Here is a 20,004-nt window from a genome sequence, read left to right as displayed (position 1 = left end):
ACCCGCCCAGTCTGGGCGGGTAAAGTCGCTATGCGGCTCATGCACCGCATAGCGCAACGGAGAGGTTGTCAGTCGTATTTGCGCAGGTCTTCTATGACGATACCGTCTTTGGGCAGGCTACCCGGGGCGACAATTTCGACCTTGCCCTTGAGTTTCAGAGCATCAGCAACAGAGGCTCCGTATGCATCAGCATCACCCGCGGGAGATTCGATCTGAACGGTCATTACGTCCATCTCTCCAGAGCGGGTGGCGATGACCCGCGCTTTTGATATTTCGTCGTGTTTCGCCACCAGCGCAGCGACCTGCTCGGGGCGGACAAACATGCCTTTGATCTTTGCGGTCTGATCGGCGCGGCCCATCCAACCTTTGATGCGCATGTTGGTCCGCCCGCAAGGGCTTTGCCCGGGAAGGACGGCGGAGAGGTCGCCGGTGGCAAAACGGACAAGCGGGTAATCGGGGTTGAGCGTGGTCACGACCACTTCGCCCACCTCACCCGGCGCAACGGGCGTGCCGGTGCCGGGGGTGACAATTTCCACGATCACACCTTCGTCGATGATCATGCCTTCCATGGCATCGGATTCGTAGGCGATCGAGCCGAGATCGGCGGTGCCATAACCCTGCAGGCAAGTGATGCCACGGTCCGCGTATTCCTTGCGAAGAGACGGAAACAGCGCCCCGCCACCCACGGTAGCCTTGGAGATCGCCAGCTTTTCTCCCATTTCCTCCGCTTTATCGAGGATAACTTTGAGATAGTCCGGAGTTCCTGCATAGGCGGTTGTGCCAATGTCGGCCGCAGCACGCACCTGCATTTCAGTCTGACCAACACCTGCTGGCAGCACTTTGGCACCCACTGCGCGCGCGCCGCTTTCAAACATCATGCCGGCGGGCGTCAGGTGATAGCTGAAACAGTTCTGGACGATATCGTCAGAGCCAATTCCAACGGCATGAAGCACTCGCCCAAAACGGAACCAGTCCGATGATTGTCCGCCAGGTTCGTAAATCGGCCCAGGTGACTGAAAGACATGAACGAGATTGGGGTTGCTCAGATCGGCGAATCCGCCCAGCGGACCATTTGCCTTTTGCGCGGCACCCAGTTCGGATTTGCGCAGAACCGGCAAGGAAGCGAGCGCTTCTATTGAGGCGATCGATGCTGGGTCAATGTCAGCCAATGCGTCAGCGAAACCCGGCAACGCCTTTGCACGGGACATCTGGCGCGGCAGAGCGTCTGACAGATCTGCTGAACGCTGATCTTCGCTACGGGTTTCCAACTCGTCAAAAAAGCGGCTCATGATGCCATCCTTTGTGTGTCACAGGCCGGTTTCACGCGGCAAATGGAGGACGCACCGCGCCTGTGAACTGCGCGCGGAACGGGAATTTCGAAAGCCCTGGTTGGGCGGGGTCGGGGCGGAAATTCGCGCCCGAAACATCAGCTCAGCCAACGCTTGCGGCGGCGATAAGAGCGCACATCACGGAAGGATTTGCGGCCTTCTTCGGACATGCCGAGGTAGAATTCTTTCACGTCCGGGTTTTCGCGCAGTTCTGCGGCAGGGCCGTCCATCACGACGCGGCCGGATTCAAGAATGTAGCCGTAGTGTGCAAAACGCAGGGCGACGTTTGTGTTTTGCTCTGCAAGCAAGAAGGTCGCGCCTTCCTTTTCGTTCAAATCCTTGACGATTCCGAATATCTCTTCCACCAGCTGAGGCGCGAGACCCATCGAGGGTTCATCAAGAAGAATGCACTCGGGTTTGCTCATCAGAGCGCGACCAATCGCGACCATCTGCTGTTCACCGCCAGAAGTATAGCCAGCCTGCGATTTACGGCGTTCCTTGAGGCGAGGGAAATAGGTGTACACCATTTCCAGATCCGCCGCGATGTCTCCACCGCGCGTGTAGGCGCCAGTCAGGAGGTTTTCCTCGACGGTCAGGTGCTCAAAACAGTGACGGCCTTCCATCACCTGGATCACACCCTTTTTAACAAGAGCAGCCGGGTCGAGATCGGCCACGGGCTCATTGCGATATGTGATCGTACCTTTGGTGACCTCGCCGCGTTCAGAGTGCAGCAAGTTCGAAATCGCCTTGAGCGTCGTGGTTTTGCCCGCGCCGTTGCCGCCCAGAAGTGCGGTGATACCGCCCTTGGGTACGCTCAGGCTCACGCCTTTGAGCACGAGGATCACGTGGTTGTAGATCACTTCGATGTTGTTGACCTCAAGAAGTGTCTCTTCGGTGCGACCAGCGTCAAGCATGTGCGTTGTCTTTCATTTCGTTTGAAGCTGAGCCCCGGCCGACGCAGCCGGCCGGAGCAATCTTTTTAGAAGCGCTTAGTTGCAGCGCGCTTCGATGTTGTTTTCAGAAGCGTAGGCACCCGAATCTTCTTCGATCAGCTTGCCGATCACTTCCATGTCGGTTTCCGCAAAGTCAGAGATCAGGGACCAAGTCTGGCTGGCTGCGTCCCACTGGGTCACACCAACGAGGCCGGGGCCACCGTGGTTGTCACAGGAAACGGAGAAGGACGGACCGAAATTCGGCATACCCAGAGCAGCCATTTTGTCTTCGGTGATCTCCAGTGCTTCCATACCGTCACGCATCATCGCCGGAGTGATGTCTGCGGTGCCGTGGATTTCCTGAGCGGTCTTTACAGCTTCGGCTGCAAGCATCGCTGCATACATACCGCGGTTGTAGAGAACGTTGCCGATCTGGTCGCCTGCGCCAGCTGCCTTGCCGGTGTCGACAACGTGCTTCTGGATGTCAGCAAAGATCGGGAAGTCGCGGCCAACGTTGTGGAAGGTCAGCGCCTTATAGCCGTTTGCCTTGTCGCCAGCAGACAGAACGTCATGCTCTGCACCGGACCACCAGATGCCGATGAAGTTTTCCATCGGGAAGCGGATGTTTGCAGCTTCCTGAATGGCAACCTGGTTCATCACGCCCCAGCCCCACATCAGAACTGTGTCAGGCTTTTCGCGGCGGATCTGCAGCCACTGGGACTTTTGCTCCTGACCGGGGTGGTCAACAGGAAGCAGGCTCAGTTCGAAACCGTGCTTCTTTTGCAGCTCTTCCAGCGTGCGGATCGGTTCCTTGCCGTATGCGGAGTTGTGGTAAACCAGAGCGATTTTGTGGCCGTTCAGGTCACCGCCGTTTTCCGCCAGCAGGTAGTTGATCGCACCGGATGCGCCGTTCCAGTAGGTGCCCGGATAGTTGAAGGTGTGGCTGAAGACCTTGCCGTTTGCAGCAGAGGTACGGCCATAACCCATGGTGTGCATCGGGATGTTGTCCGCAGTGGTTTTCGGAATCAACTGATAGGTGATGCCGGTGGACAGCGGTTGATACACCAGAGCGCCTTCGCCTTTGGTGGACTCGTAACACTCAACGCCTTTTTCGGTGTTGTAGCCGGTTTCACATTCCAACAGACGGGTCGGAACACCACCGATACCGCCATCACGCTCGTTGAGCAGTGTGAAGTAGTCGGCATAGCCATCCGCAAACGGGATACCGCCAGCAGCGTAAGGACCGGTGCGATAGCTCAGCGACGGGAACACGAGGTCCGCCATTACCGGTGCGGCTGCCATTACGGCGGTCACGGCCATGGTTGCTAGTTTCATCTTCATCGGGTTTTCCTCCCTTGGTTTATTCCGATGTTGGTTGCCGAGGCCTCCCCGCCCCGGAATGGTTGGTTCTGGCCCCGCCTTAGTGCGGGAAGGGCCACAACCGCAGTTTCTGTTTCGCCACGCGCCAGAGCTGAGCCAGACCATGGGGTTCCAGTATCAGGAACATGATGATCAGGCCGCCAACGATCACGAGCTGAAGATGGGCCACGATGTCGGTGGGCCAACCCAGCCAGTCTACTCCGACCACTTTGAGCACTACGGGCAGCAACACGAGGAAGGCCGCGCCAGCGAAAGAGCCGAAGATCGAGCCCAGACCACCGATGATGATCATAAAGAGCACGAGGAACGATTTGTTGATGCCGAAGACTTCGCCCACCTCGACGGCGCCTAGGTATAGCGCGAAGAAAAGTGCACCGGAGATGCCAACGAAGAAGCCGGAAACCGCAAAGGCCGAAATCTTGGCTTTGAGTGGGTTCACGCCGATGATTTCCGCGGCGATATCCATATCGCGGATCGCCATCCATTTGCGCCCCGCCATACCGCGGGTCAGGTTGCGGGCGATCAATGCGCTCAGAACCAGGAACACGAGGCAGAAAAGATACGTTGCCCACGCTTCGGTGTTAGGGCCGGTGACTGGCACGCCAAACACGGTGCGTTCCGGCGCGTTGATCTGACCGGATGCAGAATAGTTGTAGAACCACGGCACACGATTGAAGAGCCAGACAAGAAAGAACTGTGCCGCCAATGTCGCAACGGCCAGGTAGAAACCCTTGATGCGCAGACTCGGTAGACCAAACAGCACGCAGACAAAGGCTGTTATCCCGCCCGAAATGATGATGTGGAAAAAGATATTCACTTCCGGCATCGCCGTCATGAGCTTGTAGCAGGCGTAAGCACCGACTGCCATGAAACCACCGGTGCCAAGCGACACCTGTCCGCAATAGCCTACGAGAATATTCAGGCCGATGGCCGCGATCGAATAGATCAGGAACGGCAGGAAAATCGCGTTTGCCCAATAGTCGTTGATGATGAACGGCACCACGCAGAAGGCGAATGCCAGGGCGACAAAATATCCGCGACGGTCGATCTTGATCGGAAACGTTTGGTTGTCGGCGGCGTAGGACGTTTTGAAATCGCCAGCTTCACGATAGAACATCAGGCGGTCTCCTCGTTGTATTCTTTTTCAAGGTGGGACCGGTCCGCCCGGTTCCGTTGTTTCGCATAGCCGGTGCTTTCAGAGTGACGCACCAGTTGGAAGTAAGCCCAGATGCCCGCTGCTGCACCAAATGCCGCAAGAATCGCCGCGGTCGTCATCTGTTGACCGTTTGCGGGATCCGAGGTCAGGGCAAGGAACCCGAAGGCCCAGAAGCCTGACCATGCGACGACGTTTAGTATGGCGATCAGCTTGGGCATCTGTGTCATACCCTTTCGATGATCTTTTCGCCGAACAGGCCTTGTGGCCGGAAGACGAGGAAGACGAGAGCGAGCACATAGGCGAACCAATTCTCGGTAGCGCCACCCACCAGCGGGCCGACCCAGAATTCGAAAAGCTTCTCACCCACACCGATGATCAGACCGCCAACGATGGCGCCCGGGATCGAGGTGAAGCCGCCTAGCATCAAGACCGGCAGGGCCTTGAGTGCGATCAGCGAAAGAGAAAACTGCACGCCTGATTTTGCGCCCCACATGATGCCGGCAACCAGTGCCACGAAGCCAGCGAGCGACCAGACCAGTACCCAGATGAAGTTCAGGGAGATGCCAACGGACAGTGCTGCCTGGTGATCGTCCGCCACGGCGCGCATGGCGCGGCCCTGTTTCGTGTACTGACTGAAAGCGATCAGCGCAGCCACCAGAACGATCGCCACGATCGTTGCCGTGATGTCCAGGTTATCGATGAAGAAGCCATAACCGAACGCGTTGAAGGTAAAGTCATCAATCGCGATGTTGATACCCTGCGGCAAGCAGGTGTTTGCGGTCAGACAGAAATCAAGTTTCTTGATTTCAGAGTTCCACATCAGGTCCGCAAATCCCTCAAGAAAATACGCCAGACCGATGGTCGCCATAAAGAGAATAATCGGCTCTTGGCCGACGAGGTGTCGGAAGACGAAGCGTTGGACAGCCCATGCCAGCAAAATCATAACCGCTACGGTAAAGATCAGGGCGAAGACCGACGGCACATTCCATCCGAAATGGTGCACGTGGGTTCCAAACAGTGCGTTGATCAGGTGAGCGAACGGCACCTGTCCGTTCTGGATGCCGACGAGCGTCATCGCGGCGAAAAGCGCCATGACACCTTGGGCAAAGTTAAAGATCCCGGAAGCCTTGTAAATCAAAACGAAACCCAGAGCCACGAGCGCATAAAGCACGCCCGCCATCAGGCCGTTGAGAAAGACCTCCATCGCAAATGCGAGTTGTTCAGGCATGCTGCACGCCTCCGGTATTCATCGTGATTTCAGAGATTTGATTAGTCATGAGCCACCCCCAGGTAGGCGTCGATCACCGCCTGGTTGTTGCGCACTTCGTCTGGTGTCCCGTCACCGATCTTTTTGCCGTAGTCCATGACCACGACACGGTCGGAAAGATCCATCACGACGCCCATGTCGTGCTCGATCAGCGCAATGGTTGTGCCAAACTCGTCATTCATATCGAGGATAAAGCGGGACATGTCCTCTTTTTCTTCGACGTTCATTCCGGCCATCGGTTCATCCAGAAGAAGGATAGACGGTTCAGCAGCCAGCGCACGGGCGAGCTCAACGCGTTTCTTCAGACCATAAGGAAGACGTCCGACTGGTGTTTTGCGAATGTGTTGAATTTCGAGGAAGTCGATGATTTTTTCGACGACTTCGCGGTTTTCAACTTCTTCCTGTTCAGCTTTGCCTTTCCAGATGGCTTGACTGAGAAGCCCGGCTTTCATCTGACGAAGCCGCCCCGTCATCACGTTGTCGAGTACGGTCATGCCCTCGAACAAAGCAATGTTCTGGAAGGTTCGGGCGATACCCTGTTGCGCCACTTCGTAAGGCTTCATCTGCGGGCGTTTTGTGCCTTTGTACCAGACTTCGCCTTCCTGCGGGATGTAAAAACCAGAGATGACGTTCAGCATCGAGGACTTACCGGCCCCGTTCGGGCCGATGATCGCGCGGATCTCGCCTTCGCGGATGTCGAAGGAAATATCGGTGATCGCCTTCACTCCGCCAAAGCGCAGCGTAATATTTTTCATTTCCATCACGGTCGGGCCGATGGTGCGGCCGTCATCCGTGACGTAGCTTTCCTGCGTGCTCATTCTGCGGCTACCTTTGCTGCGGTTGAGACGACTGCGGCGTCGCGCAGCTCAAGCGTGGCCTTGATTGAGCCTTTGCGGCCGTCTTCATAGGTCACTTCGGTTTCGGTCGAGACCTGTGCAGAGCCGTCATATAGCGCATCCACGAGGTCTTTGAACTTGTCGGCCACAATCACGCGGCGCACCTTGCGGGTCCGGGTCATTTCGCCGTCATCCGCATCCAGTTCCTTGTGCAGCACGAGGAAGCGGTGGATCTGACAGCCTGCCAGCATGGGGTCGACTGCAACCGATTTGTTCACGGTTTCAACGTGTTGCTGAATGCTGTCGAGCACCTTCGGGTGGCCTGCGAGTTCCTGGTAAGACGCATATGCGATGTTGTTGCGTTCCGCCCAGTTGCCCACCGCCGTCAAGTCGATGTTGATGAAGGCGACGCAGTGGTCCCTGCCGTTACCAAACAGCACGGCCTCAAGAATGTCGGGGTAGAACTTGAGTTTGTTCTCCACATATTTCGGGGCGAACATGGACCCATCGGCCATTTTGCCAACATCTTTGGCGCGGTCGATGATCCGCAGATGACCGGAATCTTCCTCAAAGAAGCCCGCATCACCGGTCGCCACCCAACCCTCGGCATCTTTGGTGGACGCCGTGGATTCCGGATTGTTGTAGTACTCAACAAAAGTACCCGGCGAGCGGTAGTGGATTTCGCCGTTGTCGTCGATTTTGATTTCCACATCTGGGCTTGGCACACCCACGGTATCCGCGCGCACCTCACCATCCGGCTGAGCGGTGATAAACACCGTGGCTTCGGTCTGACCGTAAAGCTGTTTCAGGTTAATGCCGAGGGAACGATAGAATTCGAAAATCTCCGGTCCAATCGCTTCGCCCGCGGTGTAACCCACACGCACACGGCCGAAGCCGAGCGTATCCTTGAGCGGCCCGTACACCAGAAATTCACCGAGCCTATACTTCAGGCGGTCCATACCGCTGACAGGCTTTCCGTCGAGAATGGACGGACCGACTTTCTTGGCGTGATCCATAAAGTGGTGGAACATCCGGCGTTTGAGTGGTCCAGCATCCTCCATCCTTATCATCACGTTCGTGAGTTGTGTTTCGAACACCCGCGGAGGCGCGAAGTAGTACGTCGGGCCGATCTCGCGAAGATCGGTCATCATGGTGTCCGCGGATTCAGGACAATTCACACAGAATCCAGTCCAATAGGCTTGACCGATCGAGAAGATAAAATCGCCAACCCACGCCATGGGCAGATATGCGAGGATTTCCTCGCCAGCAGTCAGGTTATCGAACTCGGAACTGTTTTTGGCGCTTTCAATCACGTTGCGGTTGGAAAGCACCACGCCTTTGGGTTTACCGGTGGTGCCGGAGGTATAAAGCATCACACAGGTGCTGTCATAAGTCAGCTTCTCGCGACGCTCCTTAAGGTCTGTGATCCATTCGTCATAAGCCGCGCGACCCTGATTCTGGATATGGCTAAATTCGTGCAGAGCGTGATGGTCGTATTTCCGAAGGCCACGCGGATCAATGTAGATCATGTGCTTGAACTGATGCAGGTGTTCCTGAATCTCGATGATCTTGTCGACCTGCTCCTGGTCTTCCACGATGGCATACTTGGCGCCACAGTGACCAAGGATGTATTCCATCTCTTCGGCTGCGCTGTCCTGATAGACCGGCACGGGCACGGCGCCAACGGATTGCGCGGCGACCATGGACCAATAGAAATAGGGGCGATTGCGTCCAATGATGGCAACAAAGTCACCTTCCTGAACGCCAAGGTTGATCAAACCAAGCGCCAGCGCCTCGATTTCTTTTTCTGTCTCTGCCCAAGTCCAGCGCTGCCAGATGCCGAACTCTTTCTCTCTGTATGCGTCCTTGTCCGCATACAGAGTGGCGTTACGCTGCAAGAGCGCCGGAACGGATGCGAGTCCGCCGGTCGCCTGTGACGACTGTGCCAAAATGTATTCCTCCCATTCGCCTGCACGTGCAGGCCGAAACCGCCGAAACGATTCTTCACCTTCCAAGGTGCGAATTTGAAACTCGCGGTCAACTTTTTCCTGAACATTTCCCAATCCTTACGAATTGTAACAACGCGCATTTCACCCTTTGCGACCCTCAAAACGGGTGTTAGCGGTAGAAGGGAAAGGACGTCTTTATGCAGCCCTCGGCCCGCAAAATTCAGGATATGACTGCTGCCGGTCTGAACCTCATCAAGCAGGCGCTGTCGATCTATGACAGCGATCTGAAGCTGGTTGTCGCAAATGCTCGATTTAGGGAAATGTTCTCTATTCCCAGAGCCTTGATACAGCCCGGGGCGGCATTTTCGGATACAATCCGGTTTTTAATAGAAAACGGTGAATACGGTCAAATTCCGGAAGGCGAGGTCGAGGATTTCATCGCCGAGCGGGTTGAACGTGCCCTCGCGTTTGAGCCGCATTATTTTGAGCGTCAGCGGGCGGACGGGCGATGGGTAAGTGTCGAAGGGTCCCCCCTGCCGCAGGGCGGTTGGGTGGCGGTCTACACTGACATAACATCGACAAAGCGTCAGGAAGCGCTGCTCCGGTCGCGTTCCGAAGAACTGTCGGACCAGCTTTTGCAGCACGCCGAAGAACTCAGCGCAACGAACCGAGAATTGGAAGCCACCGTACAAACGCTGGAAGAGGTCAAACGGCAATTGACCGAAAGCGAAGCGCGCATGCGTCTTACTGCGGAAATGATGCCGGCGCACATTGCCCATCTGGGTCCGGACCGAATCTATACCTACTCCAACCGCCGCCTCAGCGCGGTGATCCCGGGAAGGCCCTCAGACATTGTCGGAATGCACGCGCGCGATGCGCTGGGACAAAGTGCATTCAATGCGATCGAACCTCATATGGACCGTGCCTTTAACGGCAAGGCTTCGGTTTTTGAATTTAACGAGCACCCTTCAACCAGACGCATTCGCGTGGCCTTTACGCCGGACGACAACACCAGAGAAAGCCGCGGTGTTTATGTGCTTTCTATGGACGTGACCGAAGAAACACAGGCCCGCGTGGCATTGCAGCAAACACGCAGACGCGAGATTGCGGCTCAAATGACCAGCGGATTGGCGCATGATTTTTCAAATCTTTTGACGATCATTCTCGGCACCCAAGGCAAACTTTCAAAAATGCAGCTTCCCGGGGAGGCTCCTGAATTGGTTGAGGCGACGCTCGGTGCAGCGCGGCGCGGTGGCACGCTTTTGGACCAGCTGGCCAATATCACCGGTCCTCGCGTTCCACGCCTTGAGCCGACCAATATGCGCAAGTTCTTGGCAGATCTGGAAACCCTCGCCCGCCCGACGCTTGCCGGCAGTGTGACCTTGATCATCGAAAACGGCATCCCGGATGACACTGTCATGTTGGACCCCGCGATGTTGCAGGATAGTCTGGTCAACCTGTTGCTCAATGCGCGTGATGCATGTGGTGGCGAGGGTACAATACTTCTGATTGCCGAATTGGTGCAGGACACTTGGGTCCAGTTTACCGTGAGAGACACCGGGACGGGGTTTGGCGAAGAGGCGTTGATGCGGGCGCTTGATCCGTTCTTTACGACCAAGGGAGCAGAAGGCAGCGGCTTGGGGCTCGCAATGGTCTATGACATGACCAAACTGGTTGGCGGCCACATCAAGCTTGGCAACACTGATACGGGCGGACAGGTGCGACTGCGGCTTCCACTGCGGCGCGCCATGCAGAACACAACGCCGGGTCTGGCGCTCCTGGTCGAGGACAATCCGGATTTGCGCGGGCTAATCCGTGACATGCTGACCGACATGCAGCACACAGTCATTGAAGCCGCGAGTGTGGAAGAGGCCCGCATTCTGCTTGAGCAGGTGCCCGACATCACCCTGGTACTCTCGGACATTTCGCTGGAAGGCGAAGCTACAGGTGTTGATCTTGTAAAAAGCCTGAGAAACGACGCAATACCGGCTTACCTCATGACGTCCTTGCCGGTGAGCGACCCGCTCTATATCGAAGGCGCATCCCGCGCACCGGTATTGTCAAAACCCTTCACCGGCGACCAGCTCGACCAATTCCTGCACCCGAAATGAGACCCCGATGACCGCTCCGCTTGTTACAATTCTGGACGATGAACCCGAAATCCGCCGCATCCTTGCAGACGCGCTGGAAGATGCAGGTTTCCGGACGATGGGGTTTTCGCGGGCGACTGAATTCGAAGCGATGCTGAAAACGACGACGCCAGATGTTTGCCTTGTGGACCTTGGCCTGCCGGACAAAGACGGTCTGACACTGGTGCATCGATTGGCACTCGAGGTCGGCGCCGCGGTGATTATCATCTCTGGCAGGGCTCAGGTGCAGGACAGGATCACGGGATTGGAACTCGGCGCAGATGATTACATCATCAAACCTTTCGATCCCACTGAGGTGGTGGCGCGCGTGCGGGTTCGGCTTCGAAAAGATCGGGTCTCAGCCCAGGCTTCAGGCCCCGCGAACACTGCTGTTTTCAACGGCTGGACAGCGTATTTCGACCGCTACGTTCTCGAAGACGAAAACGGGGAAGAAACCACCTTTTCACATGCCGAAGGAGAAGTTCTGCGCCTGTTTCTGGACAGCCCGAAAAGGCTCATCAGTCGCACGCAGATGCAAGAAATTTTGGGGGGAGCAGCAGGCGAGAGCTTTGATCGTGCAATGGATGTTCGCATTTCGAGGCTACGCACGAAGCTGCGCGAAGACCCCAAAAATCCACGCCTTATCAAGACCATTTATGGCGCGGGTTATATCTTCCTAGGCGATGTCAGTTGGCGCTGATTTTTCCCACAATATCTAGCACATAACCCTGCATATACGCGGAACGTAGATTTCTCGCACTAAATAGGCTACACTGCTTTCATTGTTAAGTGGCGTTGCGGGCCTATTTGGCCTGCGTTTGAAAGGTTGATGATATGACCGAGCTTGAGCATTACACCGCTCTGACCGCCCTTTGGGTCGGATTGGCTTGGGCCCCGTATATCATCGACAGGGTGCTGGTGCGGGGCCTTATGGGAGCCCTTGCCAACCCGAGCCCAGATGCCATTCCGCAATCGCAATGGGCACAACGCGCCAAGCGCGCTCACAAAGTGGCCATAGAGGCCTTCCTCCCCTTTGCTGTGCTTGCCCTTATGGCGATTATGCGGGCACCGGATGATGTTTATGCCGGCACGTTAGCGATGATCTTTTTCTATGGTCTGGTCGCACATTACATCATCTATCTGTTTGGCATCATCGTGCTGCGAACGTTGGCCTTTGTGGTTGCGGTCAGCGCGATGGGACTCATGGCGCTACATGTGCTGGGTGTCACCTAAGAAATCTCACGGATCACTCCCGCCTTCCCCGCAGACCAGACCATCGGCTGCGGGGAATTTTTTTGACAGGACAAGCTCTTGAGAACAGCAAAGAAAACCGTGGAACTCTGGGTGCAAAGGTTCAATGATGCGGATGTTGACGGCATTGCCGCCTTGTACGCAAACGACGCCACCAATCATCAGGTGACACAAGAACCCGTAGTTGGGCGCGACAATATCCGGCGCATGTTCGAGATCGAATTCGCGGCCACCAAGATGGTGTGCATCGTGGAGGCGATACATGATGCTGGCGACGTGGCTGCGCTGGAATGGAGCGACCCGATCGGCTTGCGCGGCTGTGGGTTCTTTACCGTCGTGGACGGGTTTATCACCTTTCAACGCGGGTACTGGGACAAGTTGTCATTCCTCCGCCTAAACGGGTTGCCGATTGAATAGTGGTTAAGCAACAAACTCGTCCCGACGCGACTTGAACTCCGGTACCAACATCTCGCGAAACGCGCTGACTTTGGCTGAACGCCAAACATCGGGATGACCGACAAGCCAGATATCCATGTAGGTTTGTGGTTCGAGGGCGGGAACCTGGACCAGCCCTTGAGTATGCCGCCCCAGAAACATTGGCATCCGCACTACACCTAAACCTGACACGGCGGCTCCAATCATGGCCGCCATGTCATTGCATGTCAGGACAACTCTACTGTTTGGAAACTTCGCCAAAGCGGCTTTGGGGACTTTCGTGTACTGCTCGTAGACAATCCAATCTATGGGTGCCTCGCAACCTGCGGCCATTCGCTCGGCCCAGACAGGAGCGGCAAAGCTCGCTGTCTCTTGCGGTGCAATCCGAAGACCGGTCAGAGTGTCGCCGGGTTCATTGCTAATTCTGACTGCGAGATCGGCCTCGCGACGGGTCAAATCCGCAAGCTCGTTACTGGCCTTCAACTCAACGCTTACGTCAGGATGTTCTCGTACGAAGCGTTGGATCACCGGCGCGACAAACGGACCGATCATCAATTGCGGAGCGGTCAAGACCAGTTTGCCTGATAAACGCTGATCCTGACCTTGAAGTTCCCGCAACATATCGAGTTCTCGCGCCTCCATCGCGGCGGCGTGTTCGGCAACCTGTAACGCCGCTTTGGTAGGTCGGTAACCATCAGCAAGCCGCTCAAAAAGGATCACATCAAGGGTCGCCTCGATGCGAGCAATGCGGCGCGCCACGGTAGTATAGTTTATGCCCAGCGTTACACCGGCTGCCGCCAAAGAGCCGCCTCGGACCAAATGCAAAACGGTGCGCAGATCATCCCAATCTATATCCATGACATGCATTGTTGCATGTCTTTGCTGCATTTCCACGCGTTTTCGCAACGGAAGCGCATCGCTAGTTTAATGGTGTGAATTCAATGGGAGAAGAGAATGATATATGCCTATGCAAAGCTGACTGTGACGAATCCGGACGCGCTTGCGCAGTATCGGGAAAAGGCAGGCGACGCACTTGCTCGTCACGGCGGCAAAGTTGAACAGGGCAGCGGCTCCGCCATACCAATAGACGGCACGCCCGATTTGCCAGATGTGGCCGCAATTCTGTCCTTTCCGGACAAGGACAGTGCGCTCGGATGGATCAATGATCCAGACCTGGCTGAAGTGCATGATTTGCGTCGGTCCGCGGGGGGATCGGACATCGTACTACTAACCTGACCAGTCCCGGCGTTCCAAATCCAGAAAACAGTCCCTATTGCGCCGTGATTCACGGCGCGATAGGATTCTCTCATGGCCATCTGCATCCTTTATAAGCCATCTCTGAAAACCCGCCCGCGCTACTACCGCGTAGAAATCGCGATGAACCTCTTTGAGGAGGTTTCCGTAATGCGAGAATGGGGTGTGTCCGGCGGAAAGGGAGCAAGCTGCGTCAACATTTTTGGCAACCTGCGCGAAGCCTCCAATGCGGCCGACAGGTATCGCCGCCGTGCCTTGCGTCGCGGATACGCCCGAGACTAGTTCGTCAGTCGTTCCACGGCCCGCGACAGGACCGTCAGACCCGTCACCAAATCGTTCTCTTTTGTGTCTTCGGAAAACGCGTGACTGATCCCATTAATGGACGGAACAAACAACATCGCCACAGGCATCAGTGCGGACACACATGTAGCATCGTGCAACGCGCCAGATGGCATGGCACGCCATTTGCCCGGGGCCGTGATCTCTGCAGAATCCGCCAAGGCCCTCCTAAGCCTCTCATCCATAGAAACGGGCTCCAAGGCCCAATAGTCGCTGATCTTAAATCCTAATCCACGGGCGTTGGCGACCGCCTCAACGGTATCGCGAATAATTCTCTCCATTTGATCCAGACGAACGGTGTCGCGGTCCCGCCACTGCATGGAAAAACGCACCTGACCAGGTACGATGGAGCTGGCATTGGGATGCGGCGTGATATGACCATTGGTCCAAACGGTACTCTCGGAGACAACGGGTGCAAAAGCCGTATTGATCTGGCTTATCGCCGCGACCATGCCTTGAACTGCATCGCGCCTGAAATGCATCGGCGTAGTTCCTGCGTGGTTCTGGTCACCGTCGAATGTAACATTGAGATCGCGAATGCCGACAATGTCCGTGACAACACCGATGGCCTCGCGGGCCTGATCCAGCCAAGGCCCTTGCTCGATATGCATTTCAATGAAGCCTGTGAATTGGCTGTGATCCACAAAGTCACCGGCGAGGTGCGCCATGGACTTGCGCGCCTCGGCGAAGGTAACGCCTTCGAAATCCGCAAATTTGTCGGCCTCCTCGAGCGAAACACCGCCCGCCCAGATAGAGCTTGCGGTGGTGCCGCCGAACCGTCCTTCTTCGTCCTGAAAGGATACGACGGACACGGAGGGACCGCCCGCTTCCTTGGCGGCGCGCGCGACTTCCAGTCCCGCTATGACACCCAACGCGCCATCAAGCCAGCCGCCTTCTGGTTGGCTATCGGAGTGCGATCCCAAAAGGAGCGAGGGTGCCTCCGCCAGCCCCCAAACAGAGCCGACTGGGTCGACATGAGGCGTTAGCCCCGCAGCTTCGAATTGAGCCAGCAACCATTCCCTCGATGCAATGTCAGCAGCAGAGAACGCAGGTCTCACAACGCCCTTGCCAACGCCTGACGCACCGAAGGAACGCAACGTGTGCAGGTCTTTCAAAAAGCGATCCGGATTGATTTTCATCACAGCCTCCAAGCACTTTCGCCGACACCATAACGACGCTGAGGACACCCGCAATCGCAAGTCTCCAATTGCCCCATTTTCGGAATACTTCGCGCGAAAATCCGCCCTTGCGTCATCCCCCCTTTCGCAAACTTCGCACGTGGCTTACTCAAGGTTCCAAGCGAAGGGAGCCACCAATGCCGCACATCACACTGGTCCGCCACGGACAGGCCAACACAGAAGCGCGCGACGAAGTAAGCTATGACCGCTTGTCCGAGTTGGGGCATCAGCAAGCCGCCTGGCTTGGCGAACATATGCAAGCGACGGGTGACCGATTTCAGCGTGTCTATACGGGGGCAATGCGGCGGCACCGCGAAACTGCCATGGGCATGCGGGCGCAGGATCATGCTGAGATTGTCGAGGATCCACGCCTAAATGAGTTTGCCTACTTTACGCTCAGCCAGTTGATGGAGGAGCAGCATGGTCTGGAAGTGCCTACAGAACGCGAGGGCTTCGTGCGCCACCTTCCAACCGTTCTGGGGGCATGGGAGCGCGGCGAAATCGAAGGTGTGCCGGAAACACATGCCGCTTTTGCGGCAAGGGTGCGCGACGCAATGGCTGAAATTGCCGAGGGTCAGGGCCGCGCGCTCGTGGTGACCTCTGGCGGTTTAATCGGAACCGTTTTGAGACAAACCCTTGCTCTTGACGTGAATGGATGGGCGCGCATGTGTCTGGCGATCCAGAATACGTCGGTACATCGCTGGCAGATGGTCTTGAGCGAACCGCTGCTGGTTCAGTTCAACATGATTTCCCACCTTGAGGCGCCAGAACGGCAATTCGCCCAGACACATCTCTGATCCCGCATATTTGCTTTTTCCACCTCGTCTGCGTTTAAATGGGCGCACAACCGTGCGATCAAAGACTTTTAACACCAAGCGCGCGGTGGGAGGGGATATGATTAAACGTTTGCTCTTGGCTCTTGCAGTCGTTTTTGCCGTCGCTTCGGCACCGGTGACAGCATCGGAATGGGAGTTCATTTCAGCCCAATCCACCGGAGCAGACGAGGGTTCTGATCTTGCGCGAATAAACAAGCAGGGCCACGTCGCCGGCGTCGCTTTGGACCTTCAGGCGAACCGTTGGATGCTTGCGATTTCCATCTGGCCGTTTGATCAGGACGGACAAGTCAAATTTGAAGTTCTGAAAAAAGGCGAGGTGTTTTCCAGAGAGATTCCGGGTGCGAAAAGATCGGTGGATCCCTCCCCGATTGAAGGACACGACATGTTGTTCTTCTGGCTCGAAGATGCCGAACTGGAATTGCTCATGTCCGGCAACGAACTCAGGATCGCTGCGGGTTCCGGCAGGTATGCTTTTCCGCTGAAGGGCTCGAGAAAGGCCATCTCACAACTGGTCAACAAACTAGGCCCGTTTCGTGCAGCGCTTGAAGACGACAGACGGCATTCTGCAGGTCAGTCAAAATCGGATTGCGATCAACAGGCTGCTCATCCGTGGGACGAACGACGGATGGTGGAAGAAGGGGTTAAGTGGGGGGACCTTTATGCGGACGTAGCAGTTGCGTCCTGTCGAGAGGCGGTGGCGCATTCTAACGGACAAGAACGCATTCAGATGCTGTATCAACTTGGTCGGGCGCTCGACAAGGCAGGAGACCCCGAGGCGTTTCGCGTTCTTTTTGAGGCCGGAGAAAACTACGGTCACCCGATGGCGCTCAACCATCTGGCAATCCTCTACTGGGACGGCGACTATACCGACAAAGACCTGGGTCAGGCCGAGAAGTTCTTCCGGATGTCGCACCTGCGTGGAAGCATCGTCGGCAAGTACAATCTTGCGCGATTCTACATCAACGAACATGCTGACAACATCAGCAAGACCGAAGAGGCTTATTCGCTTTTGAGTTCTGCAGCCTACGAAGGATACCCGCAAGCTCAAGAGTTGCTGGGCAAAGAGATCATGGCTGAAAAAGTGCCCGGTCGCGTCAACATCGAAGCCCTATACTTTCTAGAAGAAGCTTCAAATGCGGGTCGTGGCGGGGCAAGCATGGCGCTAGCCGAAATTTACCGCGACGGTACTCTGGTGGGCGCCGATCCAAAACAATACCTGAAGTTTCTGCGTCGCGCTGCCGAGCAAGGCAATCAGGCGGCCAAAGAAGAACTGGGTATCGACTAGGCGTCCCTGCCAAGCTTACTCGACCTTATCGGCAAAATCCTTGTGCACGTACTTGGCGTCGCAATACGGACATTCGACCCAGCCGTGTTCGTTGGGAATCTGCAACCAAACGCGCGGATGACCCAGCGCGCCTTCGCCGCCATCACAGGAAATGCGATAGCTATCCACGATTTTGGTCTCCGGTGCCTCGATGGTCATATCTGGGGTTTCCTTGGCAAAGTCTTGGTACCGCAAGGCTCTAGGGTCTGGCGGCTTTGGTCAGGCAGCGATAATAGGGATTGCGCAGCGAGGAGCAAGAGCAGCCATGACCCGTAATGCGATCGAAATCAACGGACTGAAAAAGACCTACCGCGGCGGGCGCAACGAGCCTGAGAAACATGCCCTGAAAGGCGTCGACCTGACCATTCCATCAGGGTCAATCTTTGGACTTTTGGGGCCCAACGGAGCCGGAAAATCCACGATGATCAACATCATGGCCGGCCTCGTGACCAAAACTGAAGGCTCAGTCCGCATTTGGGGCTTTGATCAGGATGAAAATCCGCGCCAAAGCCGCGCGGCGATTGGGGTCATGCCTCAGGAGCTAAATCTCGATCCATTTTTTACGCCGCGCGCGGCATTGGAAGTGCAAGCCGGGCTTTATGGCGTGCCAAAGGCACAGAGACGCAGCGATGAAATTCTCGCGATGGTTGGCTTGTCCGACAAGGCAGAAGCCTACGCGCGGACTTTGTCTGGAGGTATGCGTAGGCGTCTTCTCTTGGGCAAAGCACTGGTGCATCACCCCCAAATCCTTGTCCTTGATGAACCGACAGCAGGGGTTGATATCGAACTGCGCCAAATGCTCTGGACAAATATCCGCAAGCTCAACGCAGAGCGCGGAATGACAATCATTCTAACGACGCACTACCTCGAAGAAGCGGAAGAGATGTGCGACGAAATTGCGATCATCAACCACGGCGAACTGGTCACACAGGACAGCACCGCGAACCTTCTTGGGCAGATCGACAGCAAGTGCATGGTCATAGACCCGGTCGCCAAGTCGGAGCGTTTACCGGAGCTCGATGGAGTTGACGTCAGCCTGCGTGACAACGGCGCATTGGCACTAACCTATCATGCCCGCGCCACAAGCGCCGAAGACGTGCTGCGCGCTGTACACGAAGCTGGTATCGCCATTGCTGACGTGAAAACAGAGCAGGCTGACCTTGAGGATGTGTTCCTGAAGTTGACAGCAAGATCCTAGAGAACTCCAACCTCTATTTCTGGCTGTCCTCTATGCGAAGCAAATAACAGTTGTTGCTCGCCGATCTCGCATGAACATAAGCGACGCCTGTATGTTCCAATATTTCTCGCGCCGCTGAATCTACACGTTCTGAGGCGACTATTGCGCCGGTGCCGTAAACGATACGATCGTCCGAGGAGTAGCCCTTGACGAGGTAGCTTGCGGAGCTTGCCAACACATCGGGCACGCTGGACCTGTCGGTCGGCGCTTCGCATTCATCGGCACAGAGAAAAATCGGGCCAGTTTCGGCGTAAGGTTGTTTTTCGGGGAACGGGCAGTGCGCCACAACCAGCATACCGGCTCCTTTGGGAATGTTTTTCAAGCAATGGCGACATGGTGCGCCTTCGCCATCCGACACCTGATGCTCAGGAGTGCGTCCGTAGGCATCCGGGTCTCCTCTTTGAAGGGAACGCACTTCTTCGGTGGGCATTGGAATATATTGTAACATGGGCTTCTCCATCTGATGTGTGACAACAGATAGTCAGAGCAAGTGCGGCCTCTCGACCCGAAACCTGCGTAATCAGTTCAGCGCAGCGCAGAAACAGCCATGTCAGCCAATTGATCTGTCAGGTCAGCGACAAAGTTGGTTGGCTCGTTCTTGCGCGGTTTGTACCAGAACACTGGCGCGTTGATCAGCAAAAGCACGGATTGAAGAGCGATTGACAAATTTTGCTCACGAAAGCTTCCATCCTCAATGCCAGCCTTCAGAATGTTCCGAAAGATGTCTTCGTACTGACGGCGTTCGACTCGAATCCGGTCAAACAACTCCCGTTCCAGCGCTGTCGTGGATTTCTGGTTCATGCCGACGTACGACTGAATGATGACTTTGTGATACGGCAAAGTCCGCAGGATTTCCGGAATATGAAGCGCGATCATTCTACGCAGATTCGCTTCTGGTGTCGCCGAAGCATCTACCGCTGGCCCGACGACCTCGTGAACAAAATCGGCAGCCCGCAGACATACTTCGGCCAGCAGCACGCCTTTGGACGGAAAATGGTGATAAATCCGTCCTTTAGTAGCTCCAAGGTGGCGCGCAACGTCGTCGATCGAGGCCGTATCCGCCCCGAGTTTCATGAACACTTCTGCAGCCGCATCCAGGATTTCAGCCTTGGATTTGCTCATGGGTTTTTTGTCCGCACCCGCGGTCGCCGCAGTCATTCGCTTCTTCCCCTC

General features: G+C 56.0%; 22 protein-coding genes. 9 read left to right on the top strand and 13 right to left on the bottom strand.

Going from position 1 to position 20,004, the window contains the following annotated elements; all coding sequences use genetic code 11:
• Nucleotides 1-68 precede the first annotated feature (68 nt).
• From BXY66_RS18200 to BXY66_RS18165, 8 genes are all read right to left on the bottom strand, one after another.
• Nucleotides 69-1,289: a phenylacetate--CoA ligase family protein gene (locus BXY66_RS18200; RefSeq protein WP_132861826.1), complete on the bottom strand. Its 1,221-nt coding sequence runs from the start codon at nt 1,287-1,289 to the stop codon at nt 69-71.
• A 137-nt stretch (nt 1,290-1,426) separates the two neighbouring features.
• The gene (locus BXY66_RS18195; RefSeq protein WP_132861825.1) at nt 1,427-2,242 is read right to left on the bottom strand and encodes an ABC transporter ATP-binding protein; all 816 of its coding nucleotides are present in this window, start codon (nt 2,240-2,242) and stop codon (nt 1,427-1,429) included.
• Between the two features lie 75 nt (nt 2,243-2,317).
• Entirely contained in the window at nt 2,318-3,601 is a 1,284-nt protein-coding gene (locus BXY66_RS18190; protein ID WP_132861824.1) for an ABC transporter substrate-binding protein, read from the bottom strand.
• A gap of 79 nt (nt 3,602-3,680) precedes the next feature.
• Nucleotides 3,681-4,757, bottom strand: coding sequence for a branched-chain amino acid ABC transporter permease (locus BXY66_RS18185; RefSeq protein WP_132861823.1), 1,077 nt, complete (start codon nt 4,755-4,757; stop codon nt 3,681-3,683).
• Nucleotides 4,757-5,014, bottom strand: a complete 258-nt coding sequence (locus BXY66_RS18180) for a hypothetical protein (protein ID WP_132861822.1) — start codon at nt 5,012-5,014, stop codon at nt 4,757-4,759. Before BXY66_RS18180 ends, BXY66_RS18185 begins: the two co-directional genes overlap by 1 nt.
• A gap of 5 nt (nt 5,015-5,019) precedes the next feature.
• Nucleotides 5,020-6,024 carry a branched-chain amino acid ABC transporter permease gene (locus tag BXY66_RS18175; protein ID WP_132861821.1) on the bottom strand — a complete coding sequence of 335 codons (1,005 nt, stop codon included), beginning with the start codon at nt 6,022-6,024 and terminating at the stop codon, nt 5,020-5,022.
• 41 nt (nt 6,025-6,065) lie between these two features.
• Nucleotides 6,066-6,881 carry an ABC transporter ATP-binding protein gene (locus BXY66_RS18170; RefSeq protein WP_132861820.1) on the bottom strand — a complete coding sequence of 272 codons (816 nt, stop codon included), beginning with the start codon at nt 6,879-6,881 and terminating at the stop codon, nt 6,066-6,068.
• The gene (locus BXY66_RS18165; protein WP_132861819.1) at nt 6,878-8,848 is read right to left on the bottom strand and encodes an AMP-binding protein; all 1,971 of its coding nucleotides are present in this window, start codon (nt 8,846-8,848) and stop codon (nt 6,878-6,880) included. The genes BXY66_RS18170 and BXY66_RS18165 overlap by 4 nt, the downstream gene beginning before the upstream one ends.
• A gap of 197 nt (nt 8,849-9,045) precedes the next feature.
• Between BXY66_RS18165 and BXY66_RS18160 the strand changes: the two genes are divergently transcribed.
• The 4 genes from BXY66_RS18160 to BXY66_RS18145 all read left to right on the top strand — a co-directional run bounded on the left by BXY66_RS18160 (nt 9,046) and on the right by BXY66_RS18145 (nt 12,645).
• Nucleotides 9,046-10,959, top strand: coding sequence for a hybrid sensor histidine kinase/response regulator (locus tag BXY66_RS18160; protein ID WP_132861818.1), 1,914 nt, complete (start codon nt 9,046-9,048; stop codon nt 10,957-10,959).
• Nucleotides 10,960-10,966: 7 nt separating this feature from the next.
• Complete coding sequence (locus tag BXY66_RS18155) at nt 10,967-11,677, top strand: response regulator transcription factor (RefSeq protein ID WP_132861817.1); 711 nt, start codon at nt 10,967-10,969, stop codon at nt 11,675-11,677.
• Nucleotides 11,678-11,811: 134 nt separating this feature from the next.
• Nucleotides 11,812-12,210: an MAPEG family protein gene (locus BXY66_RS18150; protein WP_132861816.1), complete on the top strand. Its 399-nt coding sequence runs from the start codon at nt 11,812-11,814 to the stop codon at nt 12,208-12,210.
• Between the two features lie 78 nt (nt 12,211-12,288).
• Entirely contained in the window at nt 12,289-12,645 is a 357-nt protein-coding gene (locus BXY66_RS18145) for a nuclear transport factor 2 family protein (protein WP_132861815.1), read from the top strand.
• A gap of 3 nt (nt 12,646-12,648) precedes the next feature.
• Here BXY66_RS18145 and BXY66_RS18140 read toward each other — a convergent pair whose 3' ends face one another.
• Entirely contained in the window at nt 12,649-13,521 is an 873-nt protein-coding gene (locus tag BXY66_RS18140) for a LysR family transcriptional regulator (protein ID WP_243694431.1), read from the bottom strand.
• 96 nt (nt 13,522-13,617) lie between these two features.
• Between BXY66_RS18140 and BXY66_RS18135 the strand changes: the two genes are divergently transcribed.
• Together BXY66_RS18135 and BXY66_RS18130 are read left to right on the top strand one after the other, a co-directional pair.
• Nucleotides 13,618-13,899: a DUF1330 domain-containing protein gene (locus tag BXY66_RS18135; protein ID WP_132861814.1), complete on the top strand. Its 282-nt coding sequence runs from the start codon at nt 13,618-13,620 to the stop codon at nt 13,897-13,899.
• A 72-nt stretch (nt 13,900-13,971) separates the two neighbouring features.
• Nucleotides 13,972-14,199, top strand: a complete 228-nt coding sequence (locus BXY66_RS18130; RefSeq protein WP_132861813.1) for a WGR domain-containing protein — start codon at nt 13,972-13,974, stop codon at nt 14,197-14,199.
• Here BXY66_RS18130 and BXY66_RS18125 read toward each other — a convergent pair.
• Nucleotides 14,196-15,395 carry a hydantoinase/carbamoylase family amidase gene (locus BXY66_RS18125; protein ID WP_165929240.1) on the bottom strand — a complete coding sequence of 400 codons (1,200 nt, stop codon included), beginning with the start codon at nt 15,393-15,395 and terminating at the stop codon, nt 14,196-14,198. The genes BXY66_RS18130 and BXY66_RS18125 overlap by 4 nt on opposite strands.
• A 176-nt stretch (nt 15,396-15,571) precedes the next feature.
• Between BXY66_RS18125 and BXY66_RS18120 the strand changes: the two genes are divergently transcribed.
• Together BXY66_RS18120 and BXY66_RS18115 are read left to right on the top strand one after the other, a co-directional pair.
• The gene (locus BXY66_RS18120; RefSeq protein WP_132861811.1) at nt 15,572-16,231 is read left to right on the top strand and encodes a histidine phosphatase family protein; all 660 of its coding nucleotides are present in this window, start codon (nt 15,572-15,574) and stop codon (nt 16,229-16,231) included.
• A 97-nt stretch (nt 16,232-16,328) separates the two neighbouring features.
• Nucleotides 16,329-17,555 (top strand): tetratricopeptide repeat protein, encoded by a 1,227-nt coding sequence (locus tag BXY66_RS18115; protein ID WP_132861810.1) that lies wholly within the window; start codon nt 16,329-16,331, stop codon nt 17,553-17,555.
• Between the two features lie 15 nt (nt 17,556-17,570).
• Here the strand turns inward: BXY66_RS18115 and BXY66_RS18110 are convergent, their stop codons facing one another.
• A complete protein-coding gene (locus BXY66_RS18110; protein ID WP_132861809.1) occupies nt 17,571-17,753 on the bottom strand; it encodes a zinc-finger domain-containing protein in 183 nt (60 codons plus the stop codon).
• Between the two features lie 106 nt (nt 17,754-17,859).
• On the opposite strand from BXY66_RS18110, the gene BXY66_RS18105 reads away from it, so the two are divergent.
• On the top strand, nt 17,860-18,792 hold the full coding sequence (locus BXY66_RS18105; RefSeq protein WP_132861808.1) for an ABC transporter ATP-binding protein: 933 nt from the start codon (nt 17,860-17,862) through the stop codon (nt 18,790-18,792).
• Between the two features lie 13 nt (nt 18,793-18,805).
• On the opposite strand, the gene BXY66_RS18100 is transcribed toward BXY66_RS18105, so the two are convergent.
• Both BXY66_RS18100 and BXY66_RS18095 read right to left on the bottom strand, forming a co-directional pair.
• Nucleotides 18,806-19,279 (bottom strand): DUF1203 domain-containing protein, encoded by a 474-nt coding sequence (locus tag BXY66_RS18100; protein ID WP_132861807.1) that lies wholly within the window; start codon nt 19,277-19,279, stop codon nt 18,806-18,808.
• A 77-nt stretch (nt 19,280-19,356) separates the two neighbouring features.
• Nucleotides 19,357-19,953 carry a TetR/AcrR family transcriptional regulator gene (locus BXY66_RS18095; RefSeq protein WP_165929239.1) on the bottom strand — a complete coding sequence of 199 codons (597 nt, stop codon included), beginning with the start codon at nt 19,951-19,953 and terminating at the stop codon, nt 19,357-19,359.
• Between the last annotated feature and the right edge of the window lie 51 nt (nt 19,954-20,004).

Origin of the sequence: Shimia isoporae (assembly GCF_004346865.1) — a bacterium.
In the GTDB taxonomy this organism is placed as follows: Bacteria; Pseudomonadota; Alphaproteobacteria; order Rhodobacterales; family Rhodobacteraceae; genus Shimia; species Shimia isoporae.
This window is presented reverse-complemented; position numbering and strand designations above follow the sequence as displayed.